This window comes from Euzebya tangerina (genome assembly GCF_003074135.1).
Taxonomy (GTDB): Bacteria; Actinomycetota; Nitriliruptoria; order Euzebyales; family Euzebyaceae; genus Euzebya; species Euzebya tangerina.
On record NZ_PPDK01000001.1, the window covers coordinates 791,924 to 809,806 of the forward strand.

Annotated in this window: 18 protein-coding genes and 1 pseudogene; 17 read left to right on the forward strand and 2 right to left on the reverse strand. The window is 67.2% G+C overall.

Annotation, left to right across the window (positions count from 1 at the left end; genetic code table 11):
* The first annotated feature begins 37 nt into the window (after positions 1-37).
* From C1746_RS03725 to C1746_RS03805, 17 genes and pseudogenes are all read left to right on the forward strand, one after another.
* Positions 38-436, forward strand: coding sequence for a YkvA family protein (locus C1746_RS03725; protein ID WP_116713345.1), 399 nt, complete (start codon positions 38-40; stop codon positions 434-436).
* Between the two features lie 24 nt (positions 437-460).
* Positions 461-752, forward strand: a pseudogene (locus C1746_RS23120) (KUP/HAK/KT family potassium transporter); the annotation flags it as partial.
* Positions 753-1,000: 248 nt separating this feature from the next.
* Positions 1,001-1,456 carry a phosphoribosyltransferase gene (locus tag C1746_RS22685; RefSeq protein WP_162867208.1) on the forward strand — a complete coding sequence of 152 codons (456 nt, stop codon included), beginning with the start codon at positions 1,001-1,003 and terminating at the stop codon, positions 1,454-1,456.
* 415 nt (positions 1,457-1,871) lie between these two features.
* Positions 1,872-2,663, forward strand: a complete 792-nt coding sequence (locus C1746_RS03740; RefSeq protein ID WP_162867347.1) for a M48 family metallopeptidase — start codon at positions 1,872-1,874, stop codon at positions 2,661-2,663.
* Between the two features lies 1 nt (position 2,664).
* A complete protein-coding gene (locus C1746_RS03745) occupies positions 2,665-3,465 on the forward strand; it encodes a serine/arginine repetitive matrix protein 2 (RefSeq protein ID WP_116713348.1) in 801 nt (266 codons plus the stop codon).
* Complete coding sequence (locus tag C1746_RS03750; protein ID WP_276309950.1) at positions 3,455-4,435, forward strand: ParB N-terminal domain-containing protein; 981 nt, start codon at positions 3,455-3,457, stop codon at positions 4,433-4,435. Before C1746_RS03745 ends, C1746_RS03750 begins: the two co-directional genes overlap by 11 nt.
* Positions 4,436-4,512: 77 nt before the next feature.
* A complete protein-coding gene (locus tag C1746_RS03755; RefSeq protein WP_116713350.1) occupies positions 4,513-5,181 on the forward strand; it encodes a hypothetical protein in 669 nt (222 codons plus the stop codon).
* Between the two features lie 15 nt (positions 5,182-5,196).
* The gene (locus tag C1746_RS03760; RefSeq protein ID WP_205711687.1) at positions 5,197-6,774 is read left to right on the forward strand and encodes a M23 family metallopeptidase; all 1,578 of its coding nucleotides are present in this window, start codon (positions 5,197-5,199) and stop codon (positions 6,772-6,774) included.
* Between the two features lie 177 nt (positions 6,775-6,951).
* Positions 6,952-7,602, forward strand: a complete 651-nt coding sequence (locus C1746_RS03765) for a hypothetical protein (RefSeq protein ID WP_162867349.1) — start codon at positions 6,952-6,954, stop codon at positions 7,600-7,602.
* A gap of 30 nt (positions 7,603-7,632) precedes the next feature.
* Positions 7,633-7,893: a DUF6112 family protein gene (locus tag C1746_RS03770; protein ID WP_205711688.1), complete on the forward strand. Its 261-nt coding sequence runs from the start codon at positions 7,633-7,635 to the stop codon at positions 7,891-7,893.
* Positions 7,894-8,019: 126 nt separating this feature from the next.
* Entirely contained in the window at positions 8,020-8,334 is a 315-nt protein-coding gene (locus C1746_RS03775) for a DUF6112 family protein (protein ID WP_116713353.1), read from the forward strand.
* Positions 8,335-8,383: 49 nt separating this feature from the next.
* Complete coding sequence (locus C1746_RS03780) at positions 8,384-9,700, forward strand: TrbL/VirB6 family protein (protein WP_116713354.1); 1,317 nt, start codon at positions 8,384-8,386, stop codon at positions 9,698-9,700.
* Positions 9,697-11,151: an SCO6880 family protein gene (locus tag C1746_RS03785; RefSeq protein WP_116713355.1), complete on the forward strand. Its 1,455-nt coding sequence runs from the start codon at positions 9,697-9,699 to the stop codon at positions 11,149-11,151. Before C1746_RS03780 ends, C1746_RS03785 begins: the two co-directional genes overlap by 4 nt.
* An 85-nt stretch (positions 11,152-11,236) precedes the next feature.
* Positions 11,237-11,674 carry a hypothetical protein gene (locus tag C1746_RS03790; protein WP_116713356.1) on the forward strand — a complete coding sequence of 146 codons (438 nt, stop codon included), beginning with the start codon at positions 11,237-11,239 and terminating at the stop codon, positions 11,672-11,674.
* Positions 11,671-12,987: a TraC family protein gene (locus C1746_RS03795; RefSeq protein WP_205711689.1), complete on the forward strand. Its 1,317-nt coding sequence runs from the start codon at positions 11,671-11,673 to the stop codon at positions 12,985-12,987. Before C1746_RS03790 ends, C1746_RS03795 begins: the two co-directional genes overlap by 4 nt.
* Positions 12,984-13,439 (forward strand): hypothetical protein, encoded by a 456-nt coding sequence (locus C1746_RS03800; protein ID WP_116713357.1) that lies wholly within the window; start codon positions 12,984-12,986, stop codon positions 13,437-13,439. Before C1746_RS03795 ends, C1746_RS03800 begins: the two co-directional genes overlap by 4 nt.
* The gene (locus C1746_RS03805) at positions 13,439-15,283 is read left to right on the forward strand and encodes a type IV secretory system conjugative DNA transfer family protein (RefSeq protein WP_116713358.1); all 1,845 of its coding nucleotides are present in this window, start codon (positions 13,439-13,441) and stop codon (positions 15,281-15,283) included. The genes C1746_RS03800 and C1746_RS03805 overlap by 1 nt, the downstream gene beginning before the upstream one ends.
* Before the next feature lie 855 nt (positions 15,284-16,138).
* Here the strand turns inward: C1746_RS03805 and C1746_RS03810 are convergent.
* Complete coding sequence (locus C1746_RS03810) at positions 16,139-17,023, reverse strand: LAPAL motif-containing putative phage structural protein (RefSeq protein ID WP_162867350.1); 885 nt, start codon at positions 17,021-17,023, stop codon at positions 16,139-16,141.
* 294 nt (positions 17,024-17,317) lie between these two features.
* Entirely contained in the window at positions 17,318-17,485 is a 168-nt protein-coding gene (locus C1746_RS21880) for a hypothetical protein (protein ID WP_162867351.1), read from the reverse strand.
* Positions 17,486-17,883 lie beyond the last annotated feature (398 nt).

A 17,883-nucleotide genomic window follows, 5' to 3' on the forward strand; every position in this document is an offset into this window, starting at 1 on the left:
AACCTATCTTGGAGCCAACTTGACGACGCCCGCATCGATGGTTGTGATCGGTGCTCTCGTCATCGTGATGACGTGGGTGGCGCTGATGGTGCTTGCTGCCCGCCTCCCCGAGGGTGCCCTGCGGGAGTTGGCAGGATTTCTGCCCGACTGTGTGACCACGGTTCGGCGCCTTCGGAAGAATCCTCTCGTGCCTCGCCGTGCCAAGGTTGCGCTCGCACTTGCCGGCCTCTGGGTGATCTCCCCCGTCGACCTGATCCCCGAGTTCCTGCCGATCATCGGACCGCTGGATGACATCGTGATAATTGCGCTTTCGTTTCGCTACGCCGCCAAACAGGTCCCACGGGACACCGTCCTCCAGGCATGGCCAGGCAATCCAGACACGATCAACCGGCTTCTCGGTCAAGCAGCCACCCCCGATCCGCCCTCTGCCAACTGAGCCCGCCAGATACGCTTCGCGGCCATGACAACCAGTGGCCGTCCTCCGGCCAAGACCGCGCTGACTCTGGGCCCCCTCGGGGTCGTGTACGGCGATATCGGCACCAGTCCTCTCTATGCCTTCCGGGAGTCCTTGGAGGCCCGACCGAACGTGGTCCCGACGTCGGAGAACATCCGGGGTGCTGTCCCTGATCACGTGGTCGTTGATCATCGTGATATCGTTCAAGTACCTGGCCCTGGTGATGCGTGCGAACGCCAATGGTGAGGGCAGCATTCTGGCCCTCACCTCGCTGCTCCCCAGGTCTGGGGACTATCACGGCACGGGCCGTCGCCGAGTGTTGATCCTCATCGGCGTCTTCGGGACTGCCCTTGTTGTACGGCGACGGCATGATCCCACCGGCCGGTGTGTCGAACCGCCCTTCGAGACACCTACGACTCGTGCTACCACTGCGCCGGCAAGTCCTCCTACAGCGTCCTCCCCATCACGATGTCGATCGAGCGGGGGATGGTTCACGATCACCTCAGCAGATACATGGACGGTTCATCCGACACAGTTCGCAACACAATGTCGATGCGTCTTGCGGCTCTCGTTCGGCTCTTCTTCAACCATCACGCTGACTGCGTCGGCGACTTTGACCGCGTGGTCGCAGTCCGATCGACTCGGCGGGCTGCACCTGCATCCTTGCTGCAGACGCTGCCAGAGTTTCGAGACTTCGACCTCGATGCCCTTCGAGCGACCGAGGAAGGCTTCGTCGCAGACTCACGCCTGGCGGGAAACCGAGTTCTTCTCATCGATGACACCTTCACGCGCGGAACATCGATGTTCACCGCGGCAGCAGCAATCAAGCGCGCGGGTAGTGAAGTTTTCGGACGGGTTGCCATCGGCCGCCGCGTGAACCCTTCATTCGAGAACAGCAAGCCGATGTGCGAACGGCTGTCGTCCGTTCCGTTCGACATGTCTCGATGCTGTCGATGCGATGGCGTCGTCACCGAACCACCCCTCCGGGACTCGATGTTTTGACGCTCCCAGCGCGACAGCGATGAACGTGGCAGCGAGGCCGGCTGCCAGGCGCCCTTCGCGTTCCTAGAGCCGATTAACTTGGCGGTGCGTGGTCGCGCGGTCCGCCGGGTAGACGTCGTCGTACCCAGTGCGGATCGATTGGCCGAACGTCGAGGCCCTACGCCGTCGGTTGGAACTGACCACCGAAGACAGGGCGAAGGTGTCGCCCGCCATGGCCCTACGGATAGAGGGTGCCAGCAAACTCGTTGACACAGCCAGGCCGCTCGCCTCGTCCAACCCAGCAGATCTGCCAATTCGAGGAGCGGAGACTTGTTGTGCCGTGGATGCATCTATGACTGCCGGACGCGGGTGTGCTGGAGCCTGTACGAGGATTCCTTCTGAAGGCGGGGACAGACCGGTCTCGCCCCCAGCGTCGATGGTGCGCCACTGGGCCGAGGTGCCGCTGCTGTGGCTGTGCAGCTTGGTCACGATGGCCGGTGCGGTGACGGCGGGCTACTTCATTTGGCAGGACCGGTCGGTTCCGGAGTGGGCGCTGGGCTCCACGGTAGGGCTGCTTGCTCCGGTGGTGGCGGCTGTTGCGATCCGCTGGTTGTTCTGGTCGCAGATCATCAACGCGGTGCCGGTATCGCCGAATCAGTTGCCTGATCTGTTTGGACTCTACGAGTCGTTGGTGGAGCGGATGGGATTGGGCTACCGGCCACGTCTGTTCGTAGTCAATGGCAACGGGAGGGTGAATGGGTTTGCGGCGAAGTGTCGCGTGCGTCGTGGCTATGTGGTGTTGTCCAGTGATCTGGTCGACGTCGGCTATGAGCTGGATGAGTGGGACACTGTCCGTTTCGTTCTGGCGCACGAGTTGGCGCATATCAGGTGTGGGCATGTGGCGCTATGGCGCACAGCGATCCGGTTCCTTCCCGGCCTTGTACGGCTCGATCGGAGTCTGACGCGGGCGCAGGAGTACACCGCGGACCGGACCGCGGCGTTCTTTGTCCCCGAAGGTGCGGCCGGCCTGATGCTGTTGTTTGGGGGAAAACGGGTTCATCGGCACGTAGACGTCGGGGCATACCGGGAGTCCGTGGCTGAGCTGGGCGAGAGCATCTGGTTGCGGCTAGCCAATGCGTTGTCAGATCATCCGGTCGGGTTCCGGCGCATGGAACCGCTGTTGCAGGTTGACGAGCGGGGGTGGGACGTCCATGGACGCATGTTCTGACGTGGAAGCTCTCAGCCAACCGGGGTTCCTCACGTCGAAGGGACTTCGTACGACGTTGGATCGGCTTCATGCCGGTGGGCAGGGGGCGTGGCGGACCGACGGGGAGGCGGCCGCGCTGCTGCGCTACGCGGGGGAGCGGTATGCCGGGTTGGCCCGCAAGTTCGGGCAGTCTGCGGAGGATGCTGCTGCGGCTGCGTTTGAGGCGATGCTGTACCCGTCGACTCGGACCGCGGCGGATCCGTGGGCGGTGGTGACGGTGGCGGTGCGGGCGACGTTGATTGCGGAGCACCGGGCGGCAGGGCTGTTGACGTCAGTCAACCGGGCGAGGCGTGCCAGCTACTCGGTGTTTCATGACGCGGAGCGGTTCAGCGACCGCGATCAGGAACTCATCGAGTTTCACCCAGCCCTGCAGACTGCCGATCAGCCGAACGATCCAGAGCCTCCGTTCGCCGTGGCCTACCAGGTTGCTGACGTGCTGGTCGGTCTGGGGTGGCCGCGGGTGCAGGTGGAGATGGCCGTTGAGTACGTGTGTGGGCAAGTGGCCGACATTGGGGCGCGTCGTGCGGCGTATGAGTCGTTGCGTCGGGACAAGGCGATCCGTGTCCGACTGGATCTGTCTCACGAGTGTTGGATCGTGCTGTTGCGTCTGACCTTGGGACACCCGTCCGGGACGGGCGTTCTGCGGGATGGACTGATTGCGCGGCTGCTGCTGGGGGACAGCGTCGCCACGCTGGCTGCCAGTCCTGAGGTGCTGTCTGCGCCTCCTCTCCGTGGCGGCGGTGTGGTGGTTGATGGTGGGTAGCCGTGCGGGATTTGTGGAGGTGGATCGGCCACTGGGATCAATCACGGTTGGTCGGCGTCATCGTCGGGATCTGGGTGATCTTGATGATCTGGTGGACTCAATTCGGCGGCTGGGGTTGTTGCAGCCGATCACGATCACCCCGGAGGGGCTGTTGTTGTGTGGCGCACGCCGGTTGGAGGCGGCACGGCGGCTGGGGATGCGAGAGATCTCGGTGTGGGTCCGGGCTGGCATCTCCGGCCGGTTGGAGCAGTTGCTGGCGGAGCAGCATGACAACGCGCAACGCAAGGAGCTGACGCCGATCGAGGCTGCCGGGCTGTATCGGGAGATGAAGGCGCTGATCTCAGAAGACAATGCCCGACGGCAGCAGCGCAGCCGTTTCCAGTCCGAGGCCGCTGCGACGGATCGGTCGGGTCGTGACGGTCCTGTCGATTCGACAGCACCGGATGATCGGACGTCGAGGTCCCGTGCCGCACAGTTCGTGACCGGCCGGAACGGCTACACCCGGCTGGAACAGGTTGGCCGACTCCAACGCATCGCAGAGGACCCCACCATCGCCGAGACGGTTCGCGAACGGGCCGAGTCGGCGTTGGCGGCCATCGAGCGGGACGGCACCGTCAACGGCCACTACCAGAGCTTCCTCAACTCGACCGCAGACCCCAGCGAACCAAGGACGCCAGGACCTGGACCACGAGCGCCCTTTGAACAGCAGCAAGCCGGTGAGGCTGCGGGTGGGCGGCCGGTCCGGCCGCCGGTGGAGGAGGATCGTGGGCTAAAGGCGCGGCGTCGGGCGGTCAGGGCGTTCTGGCTGGTGTGGGGCGAGTTGGGTGGGTGGGACAGGCGGTTTGATCCGGTCGAGATCGGCAGGGGTCTCAACGCCGAGCAGTGGGCCGAGTTCGAGGCCATCGTGACCGCCACGACAACCTTCCTGGACGCGGCACGACAGGCCCGGGACACAATCCAAGCAGCCTGACCCCGTATGCCCCTGGCAGGAGGGCCCGGTGCACCTCTGGGATGAACCGGTGTCGAATCTGAATCAGGGAGCTGCGTGTGCGGGCACAGGAATTCGATCGAGCACCGCTGGTCGCGATGAGTGTCGCGGTCAGCCTGGTGGTTGCCGTTGTTGGAAGCTGGGGCTTGCTCCGACAGGCGTCCCATGTGGACGCCGGTAGCCCTGTTGTTGAGCAGAGCTCGACGGAGCAGGGCGGCGCCGCCACCTCGTCGGTCAATCTGGCTGGGCCGACTGATGCCGTGGCGGATCGACCCGACGTGCGGCTTGTGCGGCAGGTGGCGTCGGCGTTGTTTGTGTGGGACACCGTCGACGGGCCTGACCGTGCGGCGGTCCAGGCCATGGTGGTCGGTCTGGGGGATCCGTCGGGGTGGGAGACCGCCGGGCTGCTCGCCGATCTTGAGTCTTACCTGCCAACGGTTCAGGCGTGGGAGCAGCTCGCCGCCCATGACGTGTCCCAGACGCTGACCATCACCGACGTGTCAGTCCCGGATTCCTGGGCTGGCATTGCCGAAACTGAGGCCGAGCGGCTGCCTGTTGGTGCGGAGGCGTTGACGGTTCGAGGGGAGCGGGTCCGGGACGGCGTGGTCCGTGGGCAGGCGGTGCGCCGGGTCGAGCTGGTTGTGTTCACCGTGCTGATCGCCTGCCCTGATCAGACCGGTGATTGTCATGTGTTGCGGCTCTCTGGTCTGAACGACCCGCTCGACTAGCCACGGAGAGTCGCTGTGAAGCATCTGCTCGTTGTGCTGGCTTTGGTTGGCGCGCTGCTGGTCCCGCCCACGATGCTGACCGGTGTGGCGGTGCTGTCTGGCATGTCGGCCGGATCCACGTGTGCACGATCGCAAGCCGGGCGGCTGCCCGGTGAGACCCTTGATCAGGTGGTCGCAGAGACTGCGGACGGCAGCAGGGTGGTGGTGCGCGGGTCGCAGCTTGAGCATGCGGCCACGATCATCACAGTCGGGTTGGGGACGCCCGGGGTTGGCGCGCGGGGCGTCGTGGTGGCGGTGACGGCGGCGTTGACCGAGTCCAGTCTGCGGATGCTGGCCAACACCGCGGCCCATCCGTCCTCGGGGGCGTTGCCCAACGATGGGGACGGCGGGGACCATGACTCGTTGGGGCTGTTTCAGATGCGCCCATCGATGGGCTGGGGGACGGTCGCGGAGCTGATGGACCCCACCTTCCAGGCCAGGGCGTTCTTCGGCGGTCCGACCGGACCAAATGGCGGGTCGCCGCCCGGTCTGCTGGACATCCCCGACTGGACCGTCGTGCCGGTCGCGGTGGCCGCCCAGCGCGTGGAGGTCTCCGCGCATCCGGACCGCTACGCCACCTGGGAGCCAGTCGCCCGAACCCTTGTGGCGGAACTCACCAGCGCTGCTGGGCCGCCGTCGGTGGGAGGTGTGGTGCTGCCCGTTCCCGACGGGTCGTATCGGATCTCCTCGGGCTTTGGGGTTCGGGCGGACCCGATCGATCCGTCGGTGCAGCGGCTGCACGCGGGGCTGGACTTCGCCGCCCCCGATGGCACCCCGATCGCCTCGGTGGCTGATGGGATCGTGGTGGCTGCCGGACCCTCCAGCAGTGGCGGCAACCGGATCATCGTGGAACACCAGGTCGGCGGGGTGGTGGTGACGTCGGTGTACCGGCACATGTGGGATCACGGCATCGGCGTGGCCATCGGCGATCCAGTGGTGGCGGGGCAACAGATCGGCCAGGTTGGCTCGCAGGGCCGCTCGACTGGACCCCACCTGCATCTGGAGATCCGTCCCGGCGGCCCCTCCCACCCCGCTATGGACCCCGAGGTCTGGCTCACCACCCACCACGCCACCCCACTTGACGGCCCCACCCAGCCCGCATGCCAGCAGGGAGGCCCGCCTTTTCCGTTCCAGGGGCCCGATGGTGGGTTGGTTGCCGACCCGACCGGCACGGGCGGCCAGGTCACTCCCCGGCTGGCCCACCTCGTTGCTCAGGCCCGCCCTGCGTTCCCAGCCAGCGAGTGGGTGTGCTGGTCGGAGCGACCGGGCAGCCGGTCGGAGCATCCGCTTGGCCGGGCGTGCGATGTCACGTTCGGCAACCCCATCGGTGCGTTCCCCGACGCCGACGCGGTCGCTGCGGGCTGGGCGATGACGCAGTGGCTACAGACCCACGACGAGGCGCTCGGGGTGACCTACCTGATCTGGCAGGGGCAGATATGGAGCCGGGCCCGGGCGGTAGAGGGCTGGCGTCCCTACAACGGCGGCGGGATGCATGACCCACGCGACCCGACGGGCGGCCACTTCGACCACCTCCACATCACCGTCGATGCTTGATTGACCATCCTGACCGTCAGCGACAAGAATCGGCCGCAGAGACGTCAGAACCGAGCGAGTCGGGAGTTTGTTGACACACGGGTGATGGTTGGGCCGTCAGACCTGCTGATGGCCCGTCGGGCCAGCCAGATGTCGAACTGGGTCACAGTGACCCGTGTTGGAAGACGGGAGATGGATATGGCAGTGATGGATGTGTTGCGGGACCGGCCCTGGGTCGGGGTTGCCTTGGCGGCCGGGATGACGGTCATCGCCCTGGTGATGACGGTGGGTGGCGGATCGGGGTTGGAGGGCTGGGCGGTTGGCACTTGGGCGTGTCAGGGCACCCAGGCCGGGGAGGGCAGCTTTGCCAACGAGCGGCATGACGGGCCGCCGGCGGCCTTTGAGGAGGTGGCCGAAGGGTTGGACGACTACCGGGAGTTCGAGGCCGCGCCCCCGGAGGATCAGACCCGGTACAGCAGCGGCGGGATGTTGACGGCCAGCGGCCGGATCTCGGTGTGGGAGAACGGCGCGTTCATGACTCAGGGCATGGGCGTCCGTCGCGAGGATGTCTCCACCGGACGGTGGTCGGTCGTGGATGGTGTCCCGCTGGTGGAGTTCGCAGATGACGGGGTGATCCCGGAGCGCATCGAGCAGAACTACGCGGTCGACGGCGACTTCGGCAACGACAGCGCCCGAATCCTGTCATGGGACAGCCTCTCGTCCTCCAGGCTGTTCAACGCCCAGGTCAACTGGGCGGATGAGTCGGTCTCCTTCACCCTCAACAGCAACCGTGTGATCTATGACGGGACCTGCACCCGCATCTCTGACACCCCGACCAGGCTGTCCTGACCGGCTGTGGCCACAGCACTGGAACCGCGTGTGTTCCCTGACCTTGACGCCATCGCCCGGATTGACGGCTTGGGCGACACCGCAGGAGCACTGGCCACCATCGTCCTGGTCGTAGCCGTTGCGGTGCTGATCGGCTCTGGCGTCGCGTGGGCCCTGGCAACAGCGGTCGGGAACCCCCGTGTAGCCCAGCGAGCCCGGACGGGACTGGGCGTAGCGATCGCCGCAACCGTCCTGGTTGGCTCAGCCACGGTGCTGATCAGCTTCCTGATCCGCATCGGCAGCCGCCTCTAGCCCCACCCACGCGCGCACACGACCGCTACCAACCAAAGGCCCAGCGGTGGGGGCTGGTGTGTACCTGTGTGATGAGGGACCGCCCCCTGGTTGACCAGTCCGATCCTGTGCGAGGGAGAAGTGTCTATGTCTGCTCTGTCCGTTGTTGCCACATCGTTGGTGGTGGCCCAGATCTCGATCACGCCGAACGAGACAGGGCTGCCTGGCATTGCAAGCCTCCGTCAGATCGTGGGGGCGGCGATGACCATGGGTCTGGTCTTGTCGGTCCTGGCGTTGATCATCTCCGCTGTGGTGTGGGGGTTTGGGGCCAACAGCGCTAACCCGCACCTGGCCGGCCGCGGCAAGCTCGGGGTGCTGGTGTCCTGTGGCGCGGCGGTGATCTGTGGCGCGTCGGTCAGCCTGATCAACTTCTTCTGGGGCGTCGGCCAAGGCGTCGCCTGATGCCACCCACACGCATCCCACACCAGATATGTGAAGCCGGGGTGGTGTGATGGGCATCTGTGATGTCCCGGCCATCGCGGCGGTGTGTGCCAGCGCCGGCGAGGGCGCGGCGACGCTGGTCGCGGCCCCGTTTGCGTGGCTGGCCGAGGCGATGGGCGGCGCTGCAGCGTGGATGATCGAGTCGCTGTGGCAGCTCTTTGACACCACCACCTCGGTGGATCTGACCAGCCCCGCCTACATCGGCGTGTACAACCTGGTCTTCGGCCTGGCGGTCTGGTTAATGGCCATCCTGTTCCTGCTCCAGCTGATCGGCGGGCTGCTCCGCCGCGACCCCCGCGCCCTGTCCGGTGCGCTGCTCGGTATCGCCAAAGGGCTGCTCGGCTCCTTCCTTGCGGTCGGGATGGTTGGGCTGGGCTTGGAGATCACCGACCAACTCGTGGTGGTGATCGTTCAGGCTGCCGGGACCAGCATGACCCAGCTGGGCGAGGAGCTCGCTGTCGCCGCCGTGGCCTTGGGTGGTGTCACCGTCAACGCGGCCGGTGCCGGGGCGATCGTGACCATCTTCCTCGCCGGGCTGATGATCACGGCGGCAGCGCTGGTGTGGTCCAGCCTGTTCATCCGCAAAGCCCTGCTGCTGGTGGCAGTGGTGTTGGCGCCGATTGCGCTGGCGGGGTACTCCTGGGACGCCACCCGAGGGTGGTTTGCCAAGTGGGCATCGTTCGTGCTCGCGCTGATCGTCGCCAAGGTGGTGATGGTCATCATCTTCCTGGTCGCCACCGCCCAGATCGCCTCGCCCATCGAGGCCGACCTTGCTTCGGTCTCTGATGCCGTTGCGGGCATCGTGCTGCTGCTCGTCGCCGCGTTCGCGCCGTACATGGCCTACAAGTTCCTCTCCTTCGCCGGCATCGACAGCTACCAGCTCACCAGCGCCGAGCAGGACACAAAAGGGGCGCTGGCCAGAAGCATCCCCAGACCCAACATGCCCCGACGCGACCCTGCACGCGTCATCAACCCCACCGGCAGCCCCACAGGTCAGACACCCGGCCCTGTGGGCGGGGCGGCCGGGCAGCCCGGGGCTGCTGGCCCAACCGGCGCCGCGGGAGCCTCCGGGGCCGGCGCTGGCCAGGCCGGAGCCGCGGGCGGGGCCGCCGGTGCTGCAGGGGGTGTTGGTGTGGCGGCTGGTGTGGTCTCCGCCGCCGCATCGGCTGGCCCGAAGCTCGGCAAGGCCGTCGCAGCCCAGACCAGCCAGCAGACCCAAGCGGCCATCCACCAGCCGCCCGTGTCCCAACCCGATCGTGCGGCCGGGCGCCCTGCGCCACCCAACCCCCACCCCGGTCCAGCCGGCCCGCCGAGTGATGCGACATGACGGGCCCGACGACACAGCCGCAGCTCGATCCCGTTCGGCTGGCCCGGCTCCCCGCACGAGGCATCCTGCTGGGCCTCACCCTGGGTCAGCTGGTCGCGGGCAGCGTGGCTCTCGTGGCGCTCCTTGCCGGCCTGTACATCGCCGGAACCTCCGGGGTGCTGGTCGCCGCTCCCGTCTGGGTGCCGGCACTGCTTCTGACGGTGGCGCGTGTCGGGGGCCGCCCGGTTGTGGCCTGGCTGCCGACGGTGGCTGCCTGGCTGCTTCGTCGCCACCGCGGTCAGACCCGACTGCGGCGGCGAGACCTCATGCCGCGGCCGACCGGGGTGGTGGACCTGCCCGGCGACACCGGCTCCCTGGTCCAGTACACCGACAGCCAGACCGGCACGGTCATGCTGCATGACCCGACCCGACGTTGGCTGATCACCATCGCCGAAGTCTCCCACCGCACCTTCGCGCTGCAAGATGGCGCCGACCAGCAACGCCGCGTCCACGGGTGGGGACGGCTGCTGGCCACCATCTGCCGCTCCGGCCAAATCGCCCGAGTCCAAGTGCTGGAGGAGGCAGTGCCGGACTCCGGCAACGCCCTGAACGAGTGGTGGGAGCAGCACGGCAGCGATGACGGCTCCTGGGTGGCCCAGACCTACGCGGCCCTCATCAAGGCCGCCGGGCCCACCGCCCAGCGGCACCAGACCAGCATCGCCATCGCCCTGGATATTGCCGGCGCAGCCCGACAGATCCGGGCGGCCGGTGGCGGGCTGACCGGTGCCGCAGCCGTGCTCCGGCAGGAGATGACCACCATCGCCTCCGCAGCCCAAGCCGCAGACCTCACCACGCCGACCTGGATCACCCCCCACCGGCTCGCCACGCGCATCCGGACGACCTATGACCCGTCAATGGCCGCGGGCCTGGAACGGCTGGGGGAGCATCTCGACATCGCCGAGGTCGGCCCGGTTGCACTGGATGAGCGGTGGGACGGGCTGCGGACTGACTCCGCCCACCACGCCGTGCTGTGGATCTCGGCCTGGCCGCGGTCCCAGGTCTATCCCGGGTTCATCGCCCCCATTGTCCTGGCCTCCGGTGTCAGACGGACCATCACCCTCATCGCCGAGCCGGTCCCGGCGGAGACTGCCGCCCGGTCGATCCGGCGGTCCAAGACCGAGTACCAGGCCGACGCTGCCCAACGCGTACGGATCGGCCAGACCGAACACGTTGACCGCACTGCGGAGTACCACGACGTTCTCCAACAGGAGGCCGACCTCACCGCAGGGCACGGCCTGTTGCGCTACGCCGCTCTGATCGCGATCTCCGCTCCCACTCTCGATCAGCTCCAGGCTGCGACCGCCCAGATCCAACAGGCCGCCATCCAAGCGTCCTGCGACACCCGTCTCCTCGTCGGCCAGCAACCCCAAGCGCTCATCGCCGCCGCCCTGCCGCTGTGCCGCGGCCTCTAGCCGGCCAGACCAAGAACACCCTCGCCAGCGTCTGATCCGGCCGCAATCGAGCCAGACCGCAACCACCCTGAAAGGTGATGCAGCCATGCCCACGCCCCCTGACCCCACCACGGCCATCGCGGCCGACTCGGCCCGTGTCGCACTGCAGCGGCTGGCAGACGCCAGCCGCGGGTCGATGGAGCCGGCGGAGGCCTACCAGCTGCTTGGCGCTGTGCATGCCGGCATGGCGTCACTCGACGCGGTCCTCCGTGCGGTCGCGCATTGGCACGACGAGGAGGCCCCGTACGCCCACACCCGGGGCAGCCAGGCGACCGGCCACGCCGACGCATCCGCCGCCGCCACCCACCTCCGCGATGCCGCGGCCCTCATCTCCCAGGCTGGCGCGATCGTCGATGCCGCCTGGGCCCGCAACGGCCGCATCAGCTGGCCACCGCCCACCCGCCAGACAGCCACCCCGGTTCGCCCACCACAGCCGCAATCGCCGACCCGGCGGGGCGGCCGAGACGACGGACTCCACCGGTGAGACCGGCCGCCACCCGACGTCGCCGTCGGCGCGGCGGGCAGGACCGGCACGCCTCCGGATTGGGTCGGCCGCTTCGCGTCCCGGCCCACCGGGACACCTCCGCTGCACTCGCCGGGATCTACCCGTTCCTGGCGGAGAGCGGCCTTGGCCCGGCCGGCATGTTCGTCGGCCAGGACCTGCACAGCGGCGGCAGCTTCACCTACGACCCGTGGGTCCTTTACCAGCAGGGCCGCATCACGGCCCCCAACATTGTCATCGCCGGGATCGTCGGCGCCGGCAAGTCTGCCCTCGCCAAGTCCCTGTACACCCGCTCCATCCCCTTCGGCTACCAGGTCTACGTGCCCGGCGACCCCAAAGGCGAACACACCCCCATCGCCAAGGCGGTCGGCGGTCAGGCCATCACCCTCGGCCACGGCCTGCCCCACCGACTCAACCCCCTGGACGCCGGCACCCGACCCGACAACACCCAACCGCACACCTGGCAACTCCAGGTGGCTGCGCGACGACGCGACCTCATCGGCGCGCTCGCCGAGACCATCCTTGCCCGGCCACTGGCCCCCACCGAACACACCGCCATCGACACCGCCCTCCACAACACCGTCACGACCTGCACCACCCCAACCCTCCCCGGAGTGGTCGACCACCTCCTCGCCCCCGCCCCCAATGTCGACCCGAGGCTGATCGAGGACGGCAGAGACCTCGCCCACGCCCTCCGGCGGCTCGTCGCCGGCGATCTCGCCGGGCTCTTCGACGGCCCCTCCACCGTCGCCCTGGATCCCTCACTGCCGATGCTGTCCCTCGACCTCTCCCAAGTCGCCAGCAACACCACGCTCACCTCGGTGCTGATGACCTGCGCGTCAGCGTGGATGGAACCCGCTCTTCTGGACCCGGCCGGCGGCCGGCGGTGGGTGATCTATGACGAGGCATGGCGGCTGATGTCCCACCCGCCACTCCTGCGGCGCATGGACGCCCAGTGGCGACTCGCCCGCCACTACGGCATCGCCAACATGCTGATCTTCCACAAACTCTCCGACCTCGACACCGTCGGCAACCACGGCACCGCCGAGCACGCCCTGGCCGCATCACTCCTCGCCAACGCCGAGACCCGCATCATCTACCGGCAAGAGTCCGACCAACTCGGCCCCACCGCCGACCAGCTGGGCCTGACCGGCACCGAACGCCGGCTGCTTCCGACCCTGGGAACCGGCCAAGGCCTGTGGCGAATCAAAGACCGCTCCCTCCTCATCCAACACCAACTTCACCCCGACGAAGCCGCCCTGTTCGACACCACCCAACGGATGGCCACCCCATGAGACACGCCACCCAGCCGGCAGCCATCCACCTCACCCCCATCGACACCGACACCCTGTCGATGACGATCAATGGTCGGCCGGTCCCCCGACCGATCAGGCGGCGGGAGCTTGGCCGACTGCTCAGCCACATGTCTGACAGCCACGGACGCCCCGTCACCGTCCACTACCACGACGGCGACACCGTCCACCTCGACCTCCTCACCCCACCTCCCTCCCTCACAGACCCGCCGACCAGCTTGAAAGACCCACGACAGACCCGCCAGGCAGCACCGGCCGCGCTCGCCGGGTTCTGGCCGGGGGAGCGCGTGCACCTTGCGCCGGTCCACTGCACACCTACTGCCGATCAGGACGGGTGTGTCCACCCGCCCCGGCTGCGACGACGGGACCGGCACCGCCCCCTACTTGCCGTCGGGGTCACCTCCGGCCACCACCACCTCCACACCCCGACGTGATGACCCCGCCCCGCGATCATGCCGGGCCAGGCGTCACCATCGGCCTATTCTTGTTGTTCGGTGTTGTCACGGTCGAGCTCGTCCTCCGAGCCGCGGGGCACATCGCCGCGACCCTCCAACAACTCCCCACAACGTCCACGCCAGGACACGGCGGGCTGGCCATCCTCCGCGACCCCGCCAACCCTGCAACGGCGCTGGGACAGCCAGACCTGCAACCGTGGCTGTTCTGGACCACCGCCACCCTGCTCCTCATCGCAGTCCTCGGACTGCTCATCCTGACCCGACAAGTCGCCAAGCCAATACCGACCCACGGGACTGACCCGCTCCGGCTGCCTGGCACGGCCAGCCGGGCCCAGATCACACGCGCCGCAGGGACCCGAACAACCCGGCGCAAGGGCCGCACCCTGCGGCCATCACTGGACCGGCCGGCCGCCTCCGATGTTGGCTACTTCCTCGGTACCGCCCGAGGCCGCAAGGTCTGGGCCACCGTCGAGGACTCCATCCTGCTCATCGGCCCGCCCCGGTCCGGCAAAGGCCTGCACATCGTCATCAACAGCATCCTGGACGCCCCCGGCGCCGTCATCACCACCAGCACCCGCCCCGACAACCTCACCGCCACACTCACCGCCCGCGCCGCGCGCGGTCCGGTCGCCATCTTTGACCCCCAACAGCTCGCACCCGGCCTGCACCCAGGGCCCCGATGGTCCCTCCTCCGCGGCTGCAACCAACCACTCACCGCCATGATCCGCGCCGCCGGGCTGTCCGCCTCAACCGGCATGAACAGCGGCAGCGTCGACAACAGCAGCTTCTGGGAAGGCAAGACCAGAACCGCCATCCAAGCACTCCTCCACGCCGCCGCCCTCGACCACCAGCCACCATCAACCATCTACCGCTGGGCACTCAACCCCGCCAGCGCCGCCGACGCCGTCGCCACCCTCCACACCCACCCCGACGCCGCCACCGGCTGGGCCGACAGCCTCGACGCCACTGTCAACGCCGACCCCCGCACCCGCGACTCCATCTGGCAAGGCGTCTCCCTCGCCTTCGCACCACTCGCCGACCCCCGCGTCCTCGACGCCATCACACCACGCGCAGAAGACAACCACCTCGACCCCGAAACCTTCCTCCAAGAAGGCGGCACCCTCTACCTGCTCGCCACCGGCACCGGCGCCAGCAACGCAGCACCACTCGTCGCCGCCCTCATCGAAGACATCGTCGAGACCGCCCGCACCCTCGGCGCCACCGCCCCCGGCGCACGACTCGACCCACCACTCCTCCTCGCCCTGGACGAGATCGGCAACCTCGCACCCCTCCCATCACTGCCAACCCTCATGGCCGAAGGCGGCGGCACCGGCATCACCACCATGCCCGTCCTCCAATCACTCGCCCAAGCCAGAACCCGCTGGGGCAACCACGCCGCCACCGCCATCTGGGACGCCGCCATCACCAAAATCATCCTCGGCGGCGCCTCCAACAGCCGCGACCTCCAGGACCTCACCACCCTCATCGGCGACCACGACCACACCGTCCACACCACCACCATCGACACCCGAGGCGGGCGATCCACCCAAACCGCCACACGCCGCCAGCCCGTCATGCCCCCAGACACCCTCCGCACCCTCCCCTTCGGCACCGCCATCACCATGCTCCGCACCACACCCCCCATCATCACCCGACTCCGCCCCTGGACAGACCGCCGCGACGCCAAACACCTCACACGACAGCAATCAGCCACCCAAGCAGCCCTTCGCCAAACAGCTGGCCAGACCCACAACCATCGCGCGGACCCAACTCCCAGACCTTCAGGACAGAGTCAGGGCAGTCCCAGGGGAGACGAACCATGAGGCCAGAGCAGGAAACGACACCCGGGGGAACTGCCGCGATGGATGGCGATAGCACCTGGCTGGCGACCGATCTCAACGGGTCACCGTTGTCTGCGTTGGGACTGCCTGAGCCCGCCACGCTCAACGCGCCGGCGTCGTCATTTCCAGACTTCACTCCCGGCCCTGCAGTGACGCCGACCAACTGGCGAACCCTCTCCCCCGAAGAGCTCGAAGCCGCATGGTACGAACTCAACGCATGGGTGAACTGGCTCCGACGAACCTACGGCCTCCCCGCCAGCATCCTGCCGCCCTTCTGGCACCGCCACCCCGAACTGGTCTGGGAACTATCCGCCCTCCACACCCACTGGAAAGCCGCCTACGCACCAAACGCACACGGATCAGCCCCCATCAACTGGCACCGAGACTTTGCCGACTGTCGCGACCGACTCCGAGAATGGACCGCCACCTCCGGAACACGAGCCGACCACGACCAACCAACCCGACAGGCCTGCTGGCCCGGAGAACCTGACATCGACAACTCAACCAACGAAAGGCCCACATTGGCGGACCGAGCCGCGGATTTTACCAAGCACGTCACCAGAGCGGTCGCCACCCGGAGACACGACCCCGAACGACGTCTCCGATCAAATGGAAGTCGCACTGAGATCTGGTAGCAATCCACGCAAGACGACCCTCTCGTGCCTCAGGAAGAGGCACCCAGTACCCGCCGCATCGCGGATCCCGGCAAGGAGTCGCGTCGCTGACGCCGCCAGCGCGCGGAAGCAAGCTGTGTGCTCGAGCTTCCGCGTCTCCCGATAGGGGGGTCACGATAGCTGTGCCAACTCATTGGTCAGCCAGACCCTGGCCTGCGCTCGCTCACGCTTCCTCGTCCCAGAGATGACGGGTCTTGGGCGGGTGCTGATGGTCGATCACACGGATCACGTTGTGCTCATAGGACTTGCCTCCGTCGACGTCCTCCAAGACGGTCGTCGAGAGTTGGACCACGAGCTTGTCCCCTTCGGCGAACGCGATCTCGCCGGCTGCCACACGCTCAACAAAGCGCTGGTCCTCGATCCTCACCCACGCCGACTGCCCGCGGAGGAGGACTCGCCACTTCTCTGACGGATCCAGAGCCACTGCACGGATGTCGAGTGTGGCGTCGTCGAGGTAGGTATCGATCTGCACAGGGTCGCCAATGACCTCAAAGGCACCGATGTCGCCAGCCTCAACAGAGGTCTCGCGTTGAGTGCCGATGCGGGCTCGGATGCGGCGAATGCCTCCGCGAGCCGGCTGTATCCAACGAAGAAGGGCCATGCGAATCGGGCGCGATGTCAGGGCGTCGCTGACCCGCCGTGACACCACCTCCGCGGTCCCGTCCGGCCACTCGATCTCGACCTCATCTTGGGCCAGTGCCGTCTTTCGTACTGGCCAACCCTTGCGTCGCTTGACTTCTTCGACAACGAGGTAGAACGTAGATGCCAGCGTGGCCAGTCCTGTTGTGAGCTGGAAGGCGTCTGCGGATGCCAGTTGATGGGCCAGCCCACCAGAGCTATGTGCAAGCGTGATTTCGGCAATAAACGAGCCGTCCCGGGTCGTCCGGATCCGCACCTCGATATCTGGGTGATCTGGGGACTGCTGGCGCTGCAGTTCCTGCACGGCTTCGGTGAATCCCAACAGGGACTCGCTGAAGTCGGTGACGTTCATGGAACCGTCGGTAACCGCATCGCCTTCATACCGAAGTTCCGCTGGTAGCTCAGCCATCTGGTGTTTCCAGTCCTACGTGGCGCGCCCTGGGGACGTTTCACTCCGGGAGCGCAGGCGATTGCCGTACTTCTTGAGTCGGCAAGTAGCAAGTCGACCTGAGCGCGGCCGCTCCCCGCCGACATCTTCGACGGGCATCCCGGAGCGTGGATTCGCGGAGTCTGATTATGCGGATATCAGCCCTGTGGCAGGCCTACGCCACCCGGCGCCGATCGCACCCCACGGCTTCAGCGTTGAAGGACTCCCCAACGACATCCGCATCCACCTCGCCATACTCCCAGGGGACCAAACCCTCTACCCACTCCACACCATCCCGGCCGGCGAGTACACCGTCCACTGCGGCGTCGTCGGCCACCGAGAAGCCGGCATGGAAACCCCTTCTGGTCGCCCGAGGACCAGCGCCGCATCGACCGTCCGAGAGGCGATGGTGTCGACCACGGCGGTGTCGTCAGATCTAGGCACGGGTCGTGATTGTGTGTCATCAATGGATGGCAACGCTTCACCAGCGCATCCGCGGTGTCCGCCGGAGTCACAGTTGTCAGGTCCACGCCCCAGCTAACCCCGGCGCTGGCTTGAAGCGACTGCCTGGGAACTGCCGGCTACTGGCTACACCGGTTTGCCGAACGACTGACCCAGTAGCGATACGTCCGTCGCGATACGCTGACCGTCGTGATGCAGCGTCTCTCGGATGCCGGCTCGTGCCTCCTGGCTGCTGTTGTCGCGCATGCGGCGACGGGATTCGTCGTTCACGTGCTGCATCTGGATAGGGACCATCCTTCCCACCGCGTGCACGTTCCCCTTGCGGTAGCGGCTGCGGCACTACTCGTCGCAAACGTCGTCTGGCGGGAGCAGGGCACTCG